Below are 14200 nucleotides of genomic sequence, written 5' to 3'. Positions count from 1 at the left end.
GATAAGCGTAAAACTCGTCATTCCGCTACTCATTAGCGGGATCTATGCTGAGATATTGCGGTGCTATGACGTAGATCCAGAGTGGGATTCAAATTGGCTACAGCGAACTGCTGGATTTCAATTTTTTTAATAATTGTGTGCTATTCATTATATATGAGTTCCCACTTTTAAAGAGAATAGGAGATGATTTCCAAAAACTTAGAGGCAAGTTTGAATAGAGCACTATTCATTGCTTCTAATTTTAATCTTAAATATGCGAAAGTAGAACATTTATTGCTGGCGTTAACTAAAGACGTGGATGTAAATTACGTTTTATCAAGATGTAATATCAGAGCCGATGAAATCATCAGTATGGATAACATTCTATCAAGATGCAATATTAAGGCTAATGATTATAATAATAATATAAAAGGGTTTTTACAAAGCAGTTCTGAATTGATTATCAGTGGGGTTAAACCTAGCTCAATGTTTCAATGCATAATACACAGAGCAATAATACGGGCTCATAGCTTGGGGAAAAAAGAAATAAATGGAGCAAGTGTTCTAGTAGAAATTTTGTCTGGGCAAGATTTATACGTTGAAGATCTATTGCAGAAACAAAGTGCGAAAGATTCCAATTTGATTTACCACATATCTAACATGAAATATTCTAACGATATAGATGAATACACCACTAATCATAAAGTAAAACTTGATAAAAATAATGATGCTCCTACTACAGTAAATAAAGGTGAGCTACTAAAAGATGAGGAAATTCTACAAAGTTATTGTAAAAATTTAAATGACTATGCAAGAAGCAAAAAAATAGATTATGTTATTGGTCGTGATTATGAATTAAATCGCACTATAGAAATATTATTGAGGCGTAGAAAAAACAACCCTTTATATGTTGGAGATCCAGGTGTTGGCAAAACCACAATAGTTGAGGGTTTGGTACTCAAAATCATTGAAAACAGTGTTCCAAGTGCGCTCAGGTCCAGTATAATTTATGCTTTGGATTTAGGGTCACTCCTTGCAGGGACACGCTATAGAGGTGATTTTGAAGAGAGAATAAAATCTATAATAAAAGCGATTGAGGCAAAACCAGGTGCTATCCTTTTTATTGACGAAATACACACTATCATTGGAGCAGGTTCTACAAGTGGTAGCTTTCTTGATGCAGGTAACCTACTCAAACCTGCGCTTGCAAGAGGTACACTGCGTTGTATAGGTGCAACCACATATAGAGAATACAGCGCTAGTTTTGAAAAAGATAAAGCACTAGCGAGAAGGTTTCAAAAAATTAATGTTAAAGAATCTTCTGTTAATGAAACGATAAAGATACTAGATGGTATAAAGCACTACTATGAAGGGTATCATGGAGTATATTATACAAAGAATGCCATTAGGTCTGCGGCTGAACTTTCGCATAAGTATATTACTGGGCGAATATTACCTGATAAAGCGGTTGATGTTATTGATGAGGCAGGGGCATATTGTAAATTGCTAAGAAACAGGGGTAAAATTGTAAATAGTAGAGATATTAAGAATACCATTACTAGAATTACAAATGTGCCTTGCGGATCTGAATCTGATGATTTGCAGAAAGTAAAGTCTTTAAAAGCTAATCTAGAGAAGGTGATTTTTGGCCAAGAGCAGGCAATAGAATCTCTTGTTAATTCTATTAAAATTGCTAAATCTGGGTTGAGAAATTACAATAAGCCTTTAGCAAATTATCTTTTTGCAGGGCCAACCGGTGTTGGTAAAACCGAGCTAGCAAAACAATTAGCAGAAAGCATGGGCATGAATCTTATACGCTTTGATATGTCCGAATATATTGAGTCTCATACGATATCAAGGATGATTGGTTCTCCTCCTGGATATGTAGGTTATGATCAGGGTGGATTACTCACAGAGTCTGTATCTAACAATCAATATAGTGTTGTGTTGCTTGATGAAATTGAAAAGGCCCATAGCGATATCTATAATATATTGCTACAAATTATGGATTATGGTTGTGTTACAGACACTTACGGACGTAAAGTTGACTTTTCCAATATAGTCTTAATTATGACAACTAATGCAGGAGCAGCTGAACGCAGCAAAAGTTTTGTTGGCTTTGGGCATAAAAAATTTAACACTGGTGATAGTGAAAAAGCGATAGAACAGGTTTTTAGCCCTGAATTTCGTAATCGTCTTGATGCGATTATTTCTTTTTCCGACTTAAGTACGGATGTGATTTTGCATATTGTGGATAAATTTATCCTAGAACTGAAAAAGCAACTGACGCAAAAAGGCATAAACTGCTTAGTAGAGGATGAAGTGAAATCTTATCTTGTACAAATGGGTTATAGTAAGGAAATGGGAGCACGTCCGATAGAGAGACTTATTGAAAAAGAGATAAAAAGTTACTTAGCGGAAGAAATACTGAATCGTAAATTAATAAAAGGAAAGAAATTAAGAATCTATATGAATAAAGTAAAAAATAAAATTGCTTTTGATATAGTTTAAAATCCTTGTATTGAACTTCATCTTTGTTACAATCTATAACTTAAATTCAATTTGAATTATAGTGATAAGTGATAAAGTAAAACAAGTCCTGAGCTACTACGAAAGTGAAAACCCTGGGGTAAAAGCAAATCTTACTCGTATTCTCATGCATGGAAAGCTTGGCGGCACTGGCAAGTTAGTGATTCTGCCAGTAGATCAAGGATTTGAGCATGGTCCAATTAAAAGTTTTGAAGTTAACCCTGATGCTTATGACCCACATTATCATTTTCAGCTTGCGGTTGATTCGGGAGTAAGTGCATATGCTGCTCCACTTGGTATGATTGAAGCTGGTGCTGCAACTTATGCTGGAATGCTCCCACTTATTTTGAAACTTAATAGTTCCAACTCTTTACATTCAAAGGATCTAACCTCTGATCAGGCAATAACCTCTTCTGTGAAAGATGCGCTGCGTTTGGGATGCTTAGCTGTCGGATTTACTATATATCCTGGTTCTGCTAAGTGTTTCGATATGATGGAGGAAGCCCGTGGAATCATAGCTGAAGCCAAATCTTATGGACTTGCAGTAGTGCTATGGTCTTATCCACGCGGTGAAGGGATTTCCAAAGAAGGTGAAACAGCAGTTGATGTTATTGCCTATGCTGCGCACATGGCAGCTTTGCTTGGCGCTAATATAATAAAAGTAAAACTTCCAACTAAATATTTGGAAAGGGAGAAAATAGAAACAGAAAATATTGAATCATTATCTAAAAGAATTGAATATGTTAAAAGGTCTTGTTTTGCAGGGAAAAGAATAGTAGTTTTTTCTGGTGGTGAATCGAAGGAAGTAGATAACATATACAATGAAGCGAAAGAAATTAAGCAGGGTGGCGGTAATGGTTCAATCATTGGACGTAACACTTTTCAACGCAAAAGGGAGGAGGCTTTATCTATGCTAAAAGATATAATGGATATCTACACATAAAAAACGGCTGGGTGGCAGAATGGCTTATGCGGAGGACTGCAAATCCTTTTATACCGGTTCAATTCCGGTCCCGGCCTCTTTCATTCTCTATATCTTGTAAAAGTTGCTCAATTCAACAGTAGCTTTAAGTGTGTAACCTATAGAGAAAGCTTATCCATAGTAAAATCAATTTCTTTTCAAGTTATGGTTATACTCTTATAGCGTTTCATGGTAAAAAATAAACTAAAAATAAGCAAAGTGTTTTACAAACGTAATTTACTATTTTTACTACCGCCCGAAGTTGCTCACTCTTTGGCAATTATGGCATTAAAGAAAATACCTTATAAGAATCCTATAGAGCTACCAGAATCTTTGAGTGTGAATTTTTTTGGTAATAAGCTCAGAAGCCCCGTAGGTCTGGCTGCAGGTTTTGACAAGAATGCAGAAGTTATAAGGCCTATGCTCTCATTTGGTTTTGGGTTTATTGAAACTGGTACTGTAACTCGTAATCCACAATATGGAAACAAAAAGCCAAGAATTTTTCGGTTAATTAAAGATCAAGGGGTAATTAACAGATTGGGATTTAACAATAAAGGAATAGACTATTTTCTTAAACAAATAGATGAAACCAAGCTTGATGACTGCATTTTTGGCATCAACATAGGAAAAAACAGTACATCAAAGGACCAAATCAGCGATTATGTTGACTTAATAAAGATAGTATATGGAAAGAGCAATTATATAGTGCTGAACATCTCATCCCCAAACACGCCTAATTTACGCAATCTGCACAATAAGCAAGAATTATCGGAATTGTTGAAATCCGTAACTCTAATCCGAAAATCAATTGATAATTCTAAATCCATACCAATAATATTAAAAATCTCACCAGATGTAGATCAGCAAACGAAAGAAAATATCGCTGAGCTTGCGTTGGAATATAAGATTGACGGATTAACAGTAAGCAACACTACGGTAAGTAGAGATAATCTGCATTCTCACCATAATGAGAGTGGTGGGTTGAGTGGCAAACCGCTGTTTAAACTTTCAACCGAGTTATTGGGCGATATGTACAAATTTACTAAGGGCAAAATATTATTGATAGGGTGCGGAGGAATCTCAAGTGGTGCTGACGCATATAAAAAAATAAAGGCAGGAGCTTCTTTGGTGCAGTTGTACACTGCTCTCATATACCACGGACCTCAAGTTGTAAACAAAATTAATCTAGAACTTGCAGAACTAATAAGGAGAGATGGATTTAGTAACATTAGTGAGGTGGTGGGTTGTATACATTAATTTTGGAAGTTGGTGGTATTATTTTAATAAAATAAAACTAATTCTCTGGTATAAAGGTGGTAGAAAGTGCTTTTCTTTTAAATAATGGGTATGAAGAGTTTGAATGATGCAATATCTAAGATCATTGATTATAAATTTACAAATTATGCAATATTAGAAGAGGCACTAACTCACCCAAGCGTAAATAAAAGGAATAGCAAAAACCAGATTGTAAGCTACGAAAGACTAGAGTTTTTGGGCGATAGTGTTTTGAATATGGTTGTATCTGCCACACTGTTTAAACTATTTCCTGAAGAAAAAGAAGGAGCATTGGCAAAAAGAAAGACGGATTTAGTTTGTGGCAACACCATTGCTAATGTTGCTAAAGAAATAAAATTAGGCAGCTTTATCATCATGAATAATAGTGAACGCTGCAATGGAGGGAGATGTAACTTAAAAAATTTAGAAAACTCGCTTGAAGCACTAATAGGTGCAATTTATATTGATGGCGGGCTTGAAAATGTTGAAAAATTTATTATCCAATATTGGGAAAAGCTAGCTAAAGGCATGCTTGACCCCCCTCAAGATCCTAAAACCTCACTGCAAGAGTGGACTCAGAAAAACAAATTGCCTTTACCAGAGTATGAGCTTGTAAAACAAACTGGACCAGCGCACAATCCTGAATTTACTATATCAGTTTGCATAGAAGATTATGGTAAAGTTTCTGCATGCGCTTCTAGTAAAAAGATTGCTGAACAAAAAGCTGCTGAGTTGATGCTAGAAAAAATTGGAAAAGACGCTTCAGTTTAGGCAAAATAGGCATTAATGTAAATTTTAAGGAAGCTAATAGCGTTTAGGGTAAATGGTCAATTTAAGGAGAAGCATAGTATTATTCATAAAAAAGTTGATCTACCAAAAATCAAGCCTTATGTAGTGGAATATCAATGGCTGTTGTCGGAGATGCGGAAAAAAAGAAGTAGCAAGTTACCAAAAGGTGTTATGCCAGATACATTTGGTCCAAGAGTTGTTTTGTGAAGTTGACAGACTCAACCACTATCGGCTGAGAGCCGAAAGGTTGGATATAGCGCTGGAAGCGCGATGAGAAGCTAAAGCTACTCCAATCTTATACTAGATATAGAATGAGGCTGATGTGCATCTGTATGTTTATTGATGTACTCATTAATGACTTCATCTGTGATATGTCCGCTGGTAGCACTAAAGTATCCTCTTCCCCAAAAACGCTTTCCCCAGTACATTTTATTTAGCTCTGGAAATTCTTGTTGAACTTTGCGTGAAGACCTGCCTTTGGCTCTTTGAACAAAATCACTCACAGCTATATGAGGAGGTATTACTACGAATAAATGTAAATGATCTGATGATATTACTCCGTTTTCTATCTTAATCCCCATTTCTTCAGATACTTCTGCTATGATTGTTCGTATTCTCTCCTTCATAGCCTTAGTTAATACTCTGTACCGATATTTTGTAATCCAGACTATATGGTACCTATGATAAAATACAGTGTGTTTTCCTTTGTCATATTCCGTCATAACTATACTTTATAAAGTACAGTTATGACATTGACAAACTAAAGTTTCTCCACCTAGAAGGTGGAGGCTTGTACCATCTTATGGAAAGTCAAGGAGAATGAAAGTTTTAAAAAATAGCATATTTTTTAATTATAAAAATTTGATATTAACTGTTGTTGGTTGATTGAGTAAAAACCAGTGAATGGTCACGTTAAAACATATTTTTAAATTTCTGCCAAAATCCTGGTTTATTATCATTAACCTTTGTAAATGTTATATTTAAACTGTATTTCGGATCATTTGGCACGTCGTATTTTATGCTAAATGTTGAAACTTTATCGTTATTGTAAATATGTACATCATCATATGATAGCTTTGTTGTGTAACACTTTACATACTTTTGCTTATCATGCACTAAATCACCTGACTCCCTTTCTAGTTCCACAAATTTCGTTTTTTTCTGACATTCCTTCATTTTTATTAAATCCTTATCTAGTGATATTGAAACTGGCAACGTATTTCCAGCATATTCTTTAGCTAAAAGTTCACTTTGAGGATACATTTTTATTTCCCTGCCAAAATGTGAGTCTATGAAATTATTACTCCAAAATTTATCGCCAGAATGCACGTACTCATCAGTAGCATACGGCACCCCACCATAATTGCATTGAACTTTGTAATCTCCAACACCGTTGTTTTGAAAAAAATCATGAATAGCAGTGTAGCTACCGGCAGCATCATTTATATAATCCATTACTTTATTCCTTAAATTTTTAGTTCATTATATCATAATCATTATGCCAATCAATCAAAAAAGCTCTCCCTTGCTGTTTTTAAAACTGATTTTGAGCAAGCGCTCTCGATTAGTTGGGAGCGTATTTGTAAGATTGTGACATTCGTGCCTCCCAGTTTTTCACATACTGCTGAATCAATTTAGGATAATCTGTAATAATTAATAAATTTTCAGCATTTCCTTTTTTAGCTGTCTTACTAAGGTTAAATGACCCTGTGATGACTTTTTGATTGTCAACAATCATTATCTTATTATGAGCAATCTTTGGCTTATCATCGATCCAAATTGGTACTCCACCTGAAAATAATTCATTTATAACACTATATTTTGAGTAGAGTTGCGATTTATCTAAGATGACTTTAACATCAACACCGCGTTCTTTAGCATTAATCAAAGATTTTGCAACTGTTCCAAGAGTAAATGTATATTCTTGAACTAAGATAGATTTTTTAGACTGATCTATTACGTTGATTATCGGTACAGCACAATCTTCTCCAGGTGAAAAGCAAACCGTAGCTTTTGGGCAGGGCGAAAATATAAAACCCGCATAGTAATACAGAGAAAAACACATTAACAAGAATAAAAAGTGAAAAAGCCTCACAACAACCCACCCCCGGATATACTGCGATAGGCTACATTATAATTTAATCACCTGTCAATAGACTTCTTGCATAGTTTTTGGCAACAACCGTTAGAAACGAAAAAACTTACTTGACAAACTCCGCCAGCCCCCTTATCATGAAACTGAAGGTATTCAGTTATCTTCATCTGTGCAGATTAAACAGCAAGAAAACAACGTAGTTGGCGTCTTATTTTTAATTTTTTGCACTATGTGCACCTTATGTCTTCACAATATTTCTAGGTTTTTACCTACACAAGCTGAAACGCGCTTATAAGTCGTTTAAGACAGTATAGTACGCCAATTTGCAGGATTAGGGAGTGACAACTAGCTAACACGGGGTTTCTTTTGCCTTTTTTTCTGCTTAGTAAATTTCTTAAACATTTAAACTAAGGTGAGTTGCATTTAAAAGCAGCTAAATTGCAGTGTTTAAGACTTAAAAAACGCCAATGTTCTAAAATAGATATTAGCTGGGGCTTCTTTTGCCTTTTTTTCGCTTGGTAAATTTCTTAATGTTTATAGCTAACATGAAGCTAAGTACGAACTTTGTTAAATACAACAAATGGTGTCATCCCAGTGCTCCTTTTTTTGTCATCCGAGTAGCTGACACTGGGATGGCTTTGTTGCATCGCTCTTCGGATAGTAGGTAACGTACAATAAATTCATGAAGCTATCTCAAACTTAGCCATGCCTATTTCAGTAAATTTGTTAAGCAAATAACACTTGAGTAGCAGTTCCTTCTCACGATTAATTTCAGATTTGCTCCTAAAACTAAACCCAAATATTCGCTTCAACCTTGAGAAAAATCCTTCAATATACGATCTTTTTCCGTAATTTACTTCTTCTTTCCATCTTTTTATACCATTCTCACCATGTAATTTCATTAACTGAATAGCGGCATTTCTATCAAGCATATAATCCAATTTTGGATGCTCTGCTGCGTTGTTTTTCGGAGGAATTTTCGTTTTTATACCATATTGATTACACAGCTTATAGAGCTTTTCTCTGTCATATGCCCTATCTGCATATAGTACTTTTATGACATACTGAAAATCGACTTCTTTTAGCAAATCACAAGCTCCATAGTGATCAGAGTAGACACCGTTACTGTATTTTACAGCTATGGCTTTTTTGCTGTTTGTATTCAACATTACATGCAATTTTCTTGTCTGTTCATAGCTGCGATACTTTCTATCTTCGCTATTTTCTTTGCTATGACCAGGAGTGTTGTTGTATATACTAATTCCTGTACTGTCTATAGCAATTTCGATATCTTCCATATTATTTTCTGCAATCATTGATCTTAATATTGAGTTTCTTAAACCTTCTTGATGATTGTGAATAGCTGATAACTTGCAAATTTTTCCCAATTTGCTCAAGGTATCCTGCTATAAACCCAACTGTTTGCCTCAGGCCTATTCTAAATAAACAAGTTATTATGTGCACCAAAATTACAACTTTATCGCTATAAATATTGTTGCCACCTGGTATTTTTGGACCATTCTCGTACCACTTTTCTATGGCTTCGTTGATATAATGAAAAATATTTCCTCTTTTTTCTAGAAATTTGTTATATTCGCTATGGTTACTGACCCTCATTTTTTGTGGCATATTTTTTCTTCAACAGTTAAATCGCTATTTATAATGAATTTTGTCAGTAGCCACCAGATTTTTCAGTTGCTATGCAACAAAGCCCACTGGGATCTATTTTGCATGTAACTCCAATTGTGTTTTGGCATAAAACGCGACGCGTATTAGACTTATTTGCAAGCAAAGCTTGCTAGATCCAAGTAGTCAGGGCACTGGGATGACATCATAGGGACACTGGGATGACACCCTGACAATCGTCATCCCGCTACTTGTTAGCGGATGAGATACCGCGGCGGTATGACGGTTCGTGGCGGTATAATGAAGCTTGAAAGCGGATCACCTTTCACGACCCGTGTTTACTTCATTCACTTTAGGAGTATTAACAGGCGTTATTGCCGGGTTCTCAAGCTTTGTTGCCTGCTTCAAACCCTCGCTTACACTTTTGTCCTTTAAAATTTCATCAAGCTGCTTACTCTTTTGTTGCTCTTCGTTATTTGACGTATCTCTTTGAGCATCTTCTTTCATGCCACGAGCATTCTCTACATCCTTTTCACCTTCACCTAAAAATTTTTCTAATATTTTCTTAACAAAGCGCTTCAGAAGACTCAAAAACCCTTCTTCTTTTTGATTTTCTTGTGGTTGAGGCGTGTTATCTTTTTTGTCCGGCTCAGTGTTGAGCTTCTCTTTTACAGAACTCTTGCTCACTGAGGGATTAACGGTTTGTGAATCGTGCTCTGATGCTGTTTGCACAGAAGCTTCAGTAGTCTTTTTTTGTGTATTATGTTCAAGGTCTTTAACTGCTGTTGTAGTTTTTCTCGGAGTGTCTTGGAGTTTTTTGTCACTTTTTGGCTCTGCAACTTTTTCACTTGTGAAGATGCCCTTCCCTTTATATTGTTGGTCAAGCTCAGCAATTCTTTCAAAATCTTGACGTACTTTTTCATCTGCACGTCCTTTTTGACTTTCAAATTTCTGACTCAATTCTGCAACGTTTTTCATTTTGTTCTCAAGCTCCTTACTTTTCACAGCTTTTAGAGCCTCTGTTCCTTTTGCGATATAATTAACCTTCTTTTCTAATGAGGTACCTTCTGGAAAAGCACCTGGAGAACGTTCAAAAACATCTTTAAACTTTTTTTCAACACTTTCTTTAGATGTCTGGGCCATACCTGTTACCTATTAAAACATATCATATAATCAGTATATTAGCTAATTATATAAAAAACAGTTAACATAACTTGTGGTAAAAAGTGTTTATCAAGGGCGTCCTATTTATATCTCTTTCATTAAAATGCTATTTACTTATTAAGTTAAAATGTATAATTATGTAAGAAATGAAAGATAGCCCATTAGTAGTAGTATTCGATTGGGATAATACCTTAGTTGACACTCAAGATAACATTTTTAATGCTATTAAGCATACCATAAACTCAATGGGGTATAGTAATAAAGCTGCTGATAGAAATTCCCATGAGTCGAGAAAGAGCTATATGGTCAATTTGTTTGGCGATCAGTGGAAAAAAGCAAATCACATATATCAACAATACTTAGATAATGCGCTATTACAAAACATTGCTCTGAATCAAGGAGTAGAGGAAATGTTGCAGACACTGAAAAGCCACAATGTTTATCTAGCAATAGTAAGTAATAAGAAAAATACTAATTTACGTGAAGAAGTTACCTATTTTAAACTAGATTCTTACTTTGAAAGAGTGGTTGGGTCATGCGATACTGCAGAAGATAAACCATCTGCAACCCCACTGCTATTTGCATTAGAAGAGAGTACGTTGCCTATAAATAGAGAAAATGTGTTTTTCGTTGGTGATAGCATCACAGATGTTCTGTGTGCACAAAATGCCAATTGTTTACCTATTATATACGGTCAATCAATAAGCGGTTATGAAGATTTGTTATGTTTTCAACATTTTGATAAACTTACAGATTTTGTAATAAAGTATTTAGAAGATAGGTAATGACCGCTGTTACAGAGATTGCCAGTATAACAAGACGCTTTTGCGCGTATTTAATAGATGTAGCAATTTTATTAATTCCAACTTTATTAATTATACTGCTATTAGAGGATTCTCCGTTGATCTTACATCTATCATACATGTGTGTAAATTGTAGTTACTTCACATATTTTATATCTTCAAAGGCCCAAGCAACTCCCGGTCAACAGTTAATGAATATGTATACTATCAATTTAGATAATTCTAAAATAGACTTGAATTTAGCGTTTGACAGAAGCTCTTCCCAGTTTTTTCTTCCTTTGTTAAACAGTGTAGTAGTTGTCCTTACTGAATTTTTGCGAGATCAGGAAGTATTAGTGAATGTCTTGAGTGCATTGAAAGTAATTATAGTGCTACTCACTCTCTGCTGGTATCTAGTTGCTTGCTTCTCTAAGAAAAAACAGACATACCACGACATGCTATTTAATACGGTTGTTATCAAAGGAACTATTAAATGAGTTGCTATAACTATCGTTATCATATAAATTATGCTGATGAATTGAACTAAGGGAAGATTATGAATGAAGAGATAGTAAAACATTTGAACAAATTATTGACCAATGAGCTGACTTCTGTACGCCAGTATCTTTTGCATTTTGCGATTCTCAAAAACAATGGAATTAATAGACTTGCAGAAAAGGTAAAAAATGAGCTTAACGAAGAACTTGAACATGCAAACAAGTTGGCAGAAAGAATTTTGTTATTTAAAGGAGTCCCAAATTTTCAGGATACAAACGAAATATCAAAGTATGATGGAAAGTTTACAAAAGACACAATACGGAAAATCTTAGAAGCTAATTTGAAATTAGAGGGAAAAGGTATTAAGGATATCAAAGAAACGATTTCTATCGCTGAGAAAGAAAAGGATTTTGTTAGTGTAATGTTATTAGAAGAGATGTTAAAAAATGAAGAAGAGCACTTTCATTGGATTGAGAAACAGATCGATCTTATTGAACTAATGGGTGTTGAAAACTATTTAAGAACACAAATATAGAGTGTTAAAAAAGATAGTATTTATTTTAATTATACCTTGCTCACTTCTTTTTTTATTAGGGTTATGGCAAATATTCAGATTGAACTGGAAGAATAATATTATTAAAAGTATGAGTCTTCCAGTGGTTCATCTATTGCCCAATAACGACCTTGAAAAATTTAACTATAGGCATGTCAAGATTGATGGGATTCTAAGTGATATAGAACTATATGTTTTTGCAGGGCAACACGGCTATCACGTGCTGTCTCCTATGTTGCTCACCACTGGACGTTACATGTTGGTGAATAAAGGAATAGTTAGAGAAAAAAAGGAGAAAAAAGTAAAAATTGAAAAAGTAGTTGCAGATGGAATTTTATATTGCGATAGCAATAAAAGTAAAAATTGGTTTATCAAGAACGATACTGCTTCGAATACATGGTTTACCCTGAGTACAGAAGAAATTTCCAATGAGTTAGGTATTAAGCTAGAGAAGTGTGTATTGTGGCCGAACAATTTTGGCAGCAAAGTAGCTATACAGCCAATGAAGCATTTGGAATATGCAATCACTTGGTTTGCACTTTCCTTAACTTGGTTGATTATGTGCGTAATTTACTATAGGCAAAACCTCAATGTATCTGTTCAGCAGGGTGGCAAAATAAGGTAGACGAAAAAAGACAACTATAGGAACAAATGGGTGTCATTCCAGTGCTTGACACTGGAATGGCTTTGTTGCATCGCTCTTCGGATAGTAGGTAACGTACAATAAATTCATGAAGCTATCTCAAACTTAGCCATGCCTATTTCAGTAAATTTGTTAAGCAAATAACACTTGAGTAGCAGTTCCTTCTCACGATTAATTTCAGATTTGCTCCTAAAACTAAACCCAAATATTCGCTTCAACCTTGAGAAAAATCCTTCAATATACGATCTTTTTCCGTAATTTACTTCTTCTTTCCATCTTTTTATACCATTCTCACCATGTAATTTCATTAACTGAATAGCGGCATTTCTATCAAGCATATAATCCAATTTTGGATGCTCTGCTGCGTTGTTTTTCGGAGGAATTTTCGTTTTTATACCATATTGATTACACAGCTTATAGAGCTTTTCTCTGTCATATGCCCTATCTGCATATAGTACTTTTATGACATACTGAAAATCGACTTCTTTTAGCAAATCACAAGCTCCATAGTGATCAGAGTAGACACCGTTACTGTATTTTACAGCTATGGCTTTTTTGCTGTTTGTATTCAACATTACATGCAATTTTCTTGTCTGTTCATAGCTGCGATACTTTCTATCTTCGCTATTTTCTTTGCTATGACCAGGAGTGTTGTTGTATATACTAATTCCTGTACTGTCTATAGCAATTTCGATATCTTCCATATTATTTTCTGCAATCATTGATCTTAATATTGAGTTTCTTAAACCTTCTTGATGATTGTGAATAGCTGATAACTTGCAAATTTTTCCCAATTTGCTCAAGGTATCCTGCTATAAACCCAACTGTTTGCCTCAGGCCTATTCTAAATAAACAAGTTATTATGTGCACCAAAATTACAACTTTATCGCTATAAATATTGTTGCCACCTGGTATTTTTGGACCATTCTCGTACCACTTTTCTATGGCTTCGTTGATATAATGAAAAATATTTCCTCTTTTTTCTAGAAATTTGTTATATTCGCTATGGTTACTGACCCTCATTTTTTGTGGCATATTTTTTCTTCAACAGTTAAATCGCTATTTATAATGAATTTTGTCAGTAACTGCCAGTTCTTTTCACTTGAGCGATGCAACAAAGCCCACTGGCATCCAGAAAACTTCACTTTAAATGAGCACACCAGGTGGCTGTACAATAGAAACTGGATTCCAGACTGGAATGACACCATCTACTACTCAAATTACCTGCAAATTGCAATGTTCGTACACCAAAACGCGGTATCTTGTTGTAGATTCCGCTAACAAGCAGCGGAATACCAAATTGTAG

At 34.9% G+C, this 14200-nt stretch carries 12 protein-coding genes, 1 tRNA gene and 3 pseudogenes; 10 read left to right on the top strand and 6 right to left on the bottom strand.

The window, feature by feature from the left end; genetic code table 11:
• The first annotated feature begins 183 nt into the window (after nucleotides 1-183).
• The 5 genes from LA754_RS05505 to rnc all read left to right on the top strand — a co-directional run bounded on the left by LA754_RS05505 (nucleotide 184) and on the right by rnc (nucleotide 5515).
• On the top strand, nucleotides 184-2490 hold the full coding sequence (locus LA754_RS05505) for an AAA family ATPase (protein WP_006279917.1): 2307 nt from the start codon (nucleotides 184-186) through the stop codon (nucleotides 2488-2490).
• A gap of 64 nt (nucleotides 2491-2554) precedes the next feature.
• The gene (locus tag LA754_RS05500; RefSeq protein ID WP_038228077.1) at nucleotides 2555-3451 is read left to right on the top strand and encodes a class I fructose-bisphosphate aldolase; all 897 of its coding nucleotides are present in this window, start codon (nucleotides 2555-2557) and stop codon (nucleotides 3449-3451) included.
• Nucleotides 3452-3456: 5 nt separating this feature from the next.
• Nucleotides 3457-3528 (top strand) — tRNA-Cys (locus LA754_RS05495).
• A gap of 130 nt (nucleotides 3529-3658) precedes the next feature.
• On the top strand, nucleotides 3659-4726 hold the full coding sequence (locus LA754_RS05490) for a quinone-dependent dihydroorotate dehydrogenase (RefSeq protein WP_006279915.1): 1068 nt from the start codon (nucleotides 3659-3661) through the stop codon (nucleotides 4724-4726).
• A 90-nt stretch (nucleotides 4727-4816) separates the two neighbouring features.
• Nucleotides 4817-5515, top strand: a complete 699-nt coding sequence (gene rnc, locus LA754_RS05485; RefSeq protein ID WP_006279914.1) for a ribonuclease III — start codon at nucleotides 4817-4819, stop codon at nucleotides 5513-5515.
• 302 nt (nucleotides 5516-5817) lie between these two features.
• On the opposite strand, the gene tnpA is transcribed toward rnc, so the two are convergent.
• The 5 genes and pseudogenes from tnpA to LA754_RS05460 form a co-directional block, all read right to left on the bottom strand.
• The gene (gene tnpA, locus LA754_RS05480; protein WP_006279552.1) at nucleotides 5818-6255 is read right to left on the bottom strand and encodes an IS200/IS605 family transposase; all 438 of its coding nucleotides are present in this window, start codon (nucleotides 6253-6255) and stop codon (nucleotides 5818-5820) included.
• Between the two features lie 190 nt (nucleotides 6256-6445).
• Nucleotides 6446-6988 carry a hypothetical protein gene (locus tag LA754_RS05475; RefSeq protein WP_006279913.1) on the bottom strand — a complete coding sequence of 181 codons (543 nt, stop codon included), beginning with the start codon at nucleotides 6986-6988 and terminating at the stop codon, nucleotides 6446-6448.
• 109 nt (nucleotides 6989-7097) lie between these two features.
• Entirely contained in the window at nucleotides 7098-7628 is a 531-nt protein-coding gene (locus tag LA754_RS05470; RefSeq protein WP_049973633.1) for a phospholipase D family nuclease, read from the bottom strand.
• A gap of 680 nt (nucleotides 7629-8308) precedes the next feature.
• Nucleotides 8309-9257, bottom strand: a pseudogene (locus LA754_RS05465) (IS5 family transposase).
• Between the two features lie 315 nt (nucleotides 9258-9572).
• Entirely contained in the window at nucleotides 9573-10397 is an 825-nt protein-coding gene (locus tag LA754_RS05460) for a hypothetical protein (protein WP_022626161.1), read from the bottom strand.
• Nucleotides 10398-10564: 167 nt separating this feature from the next.
• Between LA754_RS05460 and LA754_RS05455 the strand changes: the two genes are divergently transcribed.
• Genes LA754_RS05455 through LA754_RS05440 form a run of 4 tightly spaced genes read left to right on the top strand, consistent with a single transcriptional unit; the run spans nucleotide 10565 to nucleotide 12876 of the window.
• Nucleotides 10565-11203, top strand: a complete 639-nt coding sequence (locus tag LA754_RS05455) for an HAD family hydrolase (RefSeq protein ID WP_077188431.1) — start codon at nucleotides 10565-10567, stop codon at nucleotides 11201-11203.
• The gene (locus LA754_RS05450) at nucleotides 11203-11697 is read left to right on the top strand and encodes an RDD family protein (protein WP_077188432.1); all 495 of its coding nucleotides are present in this window, start codon (nucleotides 11203-11205) and stop codon (nucleotides 11695-11697) included. Before LA754_RS05455 ends, LA754_RS05450 begins: the two co-directional genes overlap by 1 nt.
• Nucleotides 11698-11756: 59 nt before the next feature.
• Nucleotides 11757-12233: a bacterioferritin gene (gene bfr, locus LA754_RS05445; RefSeq protein ID WP_077188433.1), complete on the top strand. Its 477-nt coding sequence runs from the start codon at nucleotides 11757-11759 to the stop codon at nucleotides 12231-12233.
• Nucleotide 12234: 1 nt separating this feature from the next.
• Nucleotides 12235-12876, top strand: a complete 642-nt coding sequence (locus LA754_RS05440; protein WP_077188434.1) for an SURF1 family protein — start codon at nucleotides 12235-12237, stop codon at nucleotides 12874-12876.
• 104 nt (nucleotides 12877-12980) lie between these two features.
• On the opposite strand, the pseudogene LA754_RS05435 reads toward LA754_RS05440, so the two are convergent.
• A pseudogene (locus LA754_RS05435) lies at nucleotides 12981-13929 on the bottom strand (IS5 family transposase).
• 87 nt (nucleotides 13930-14016) lie between these two features.
• On the opposite strand from LA754_RS05435, the pseudogene LA754_RS05430 reads away from it, so the two are divergent.
• Nucleotides 14017-14152, top strand: a pseudogene (locus tag LA754_RS05430) (WPE palindromic element domain-containing protein); the annotation flags it as partial.
• Nucleotides 14153-14200: the final 48 nt, after the last annotated feature.

Source organism: Wolbachia endosymbiont of Muscidifurax uniraptor (assembly GCF_054149795.1).
Note: the sequence above shows the minus strand (reverse complement) of the source record. Positions and strands in the feature narration are given on the sequence as shown.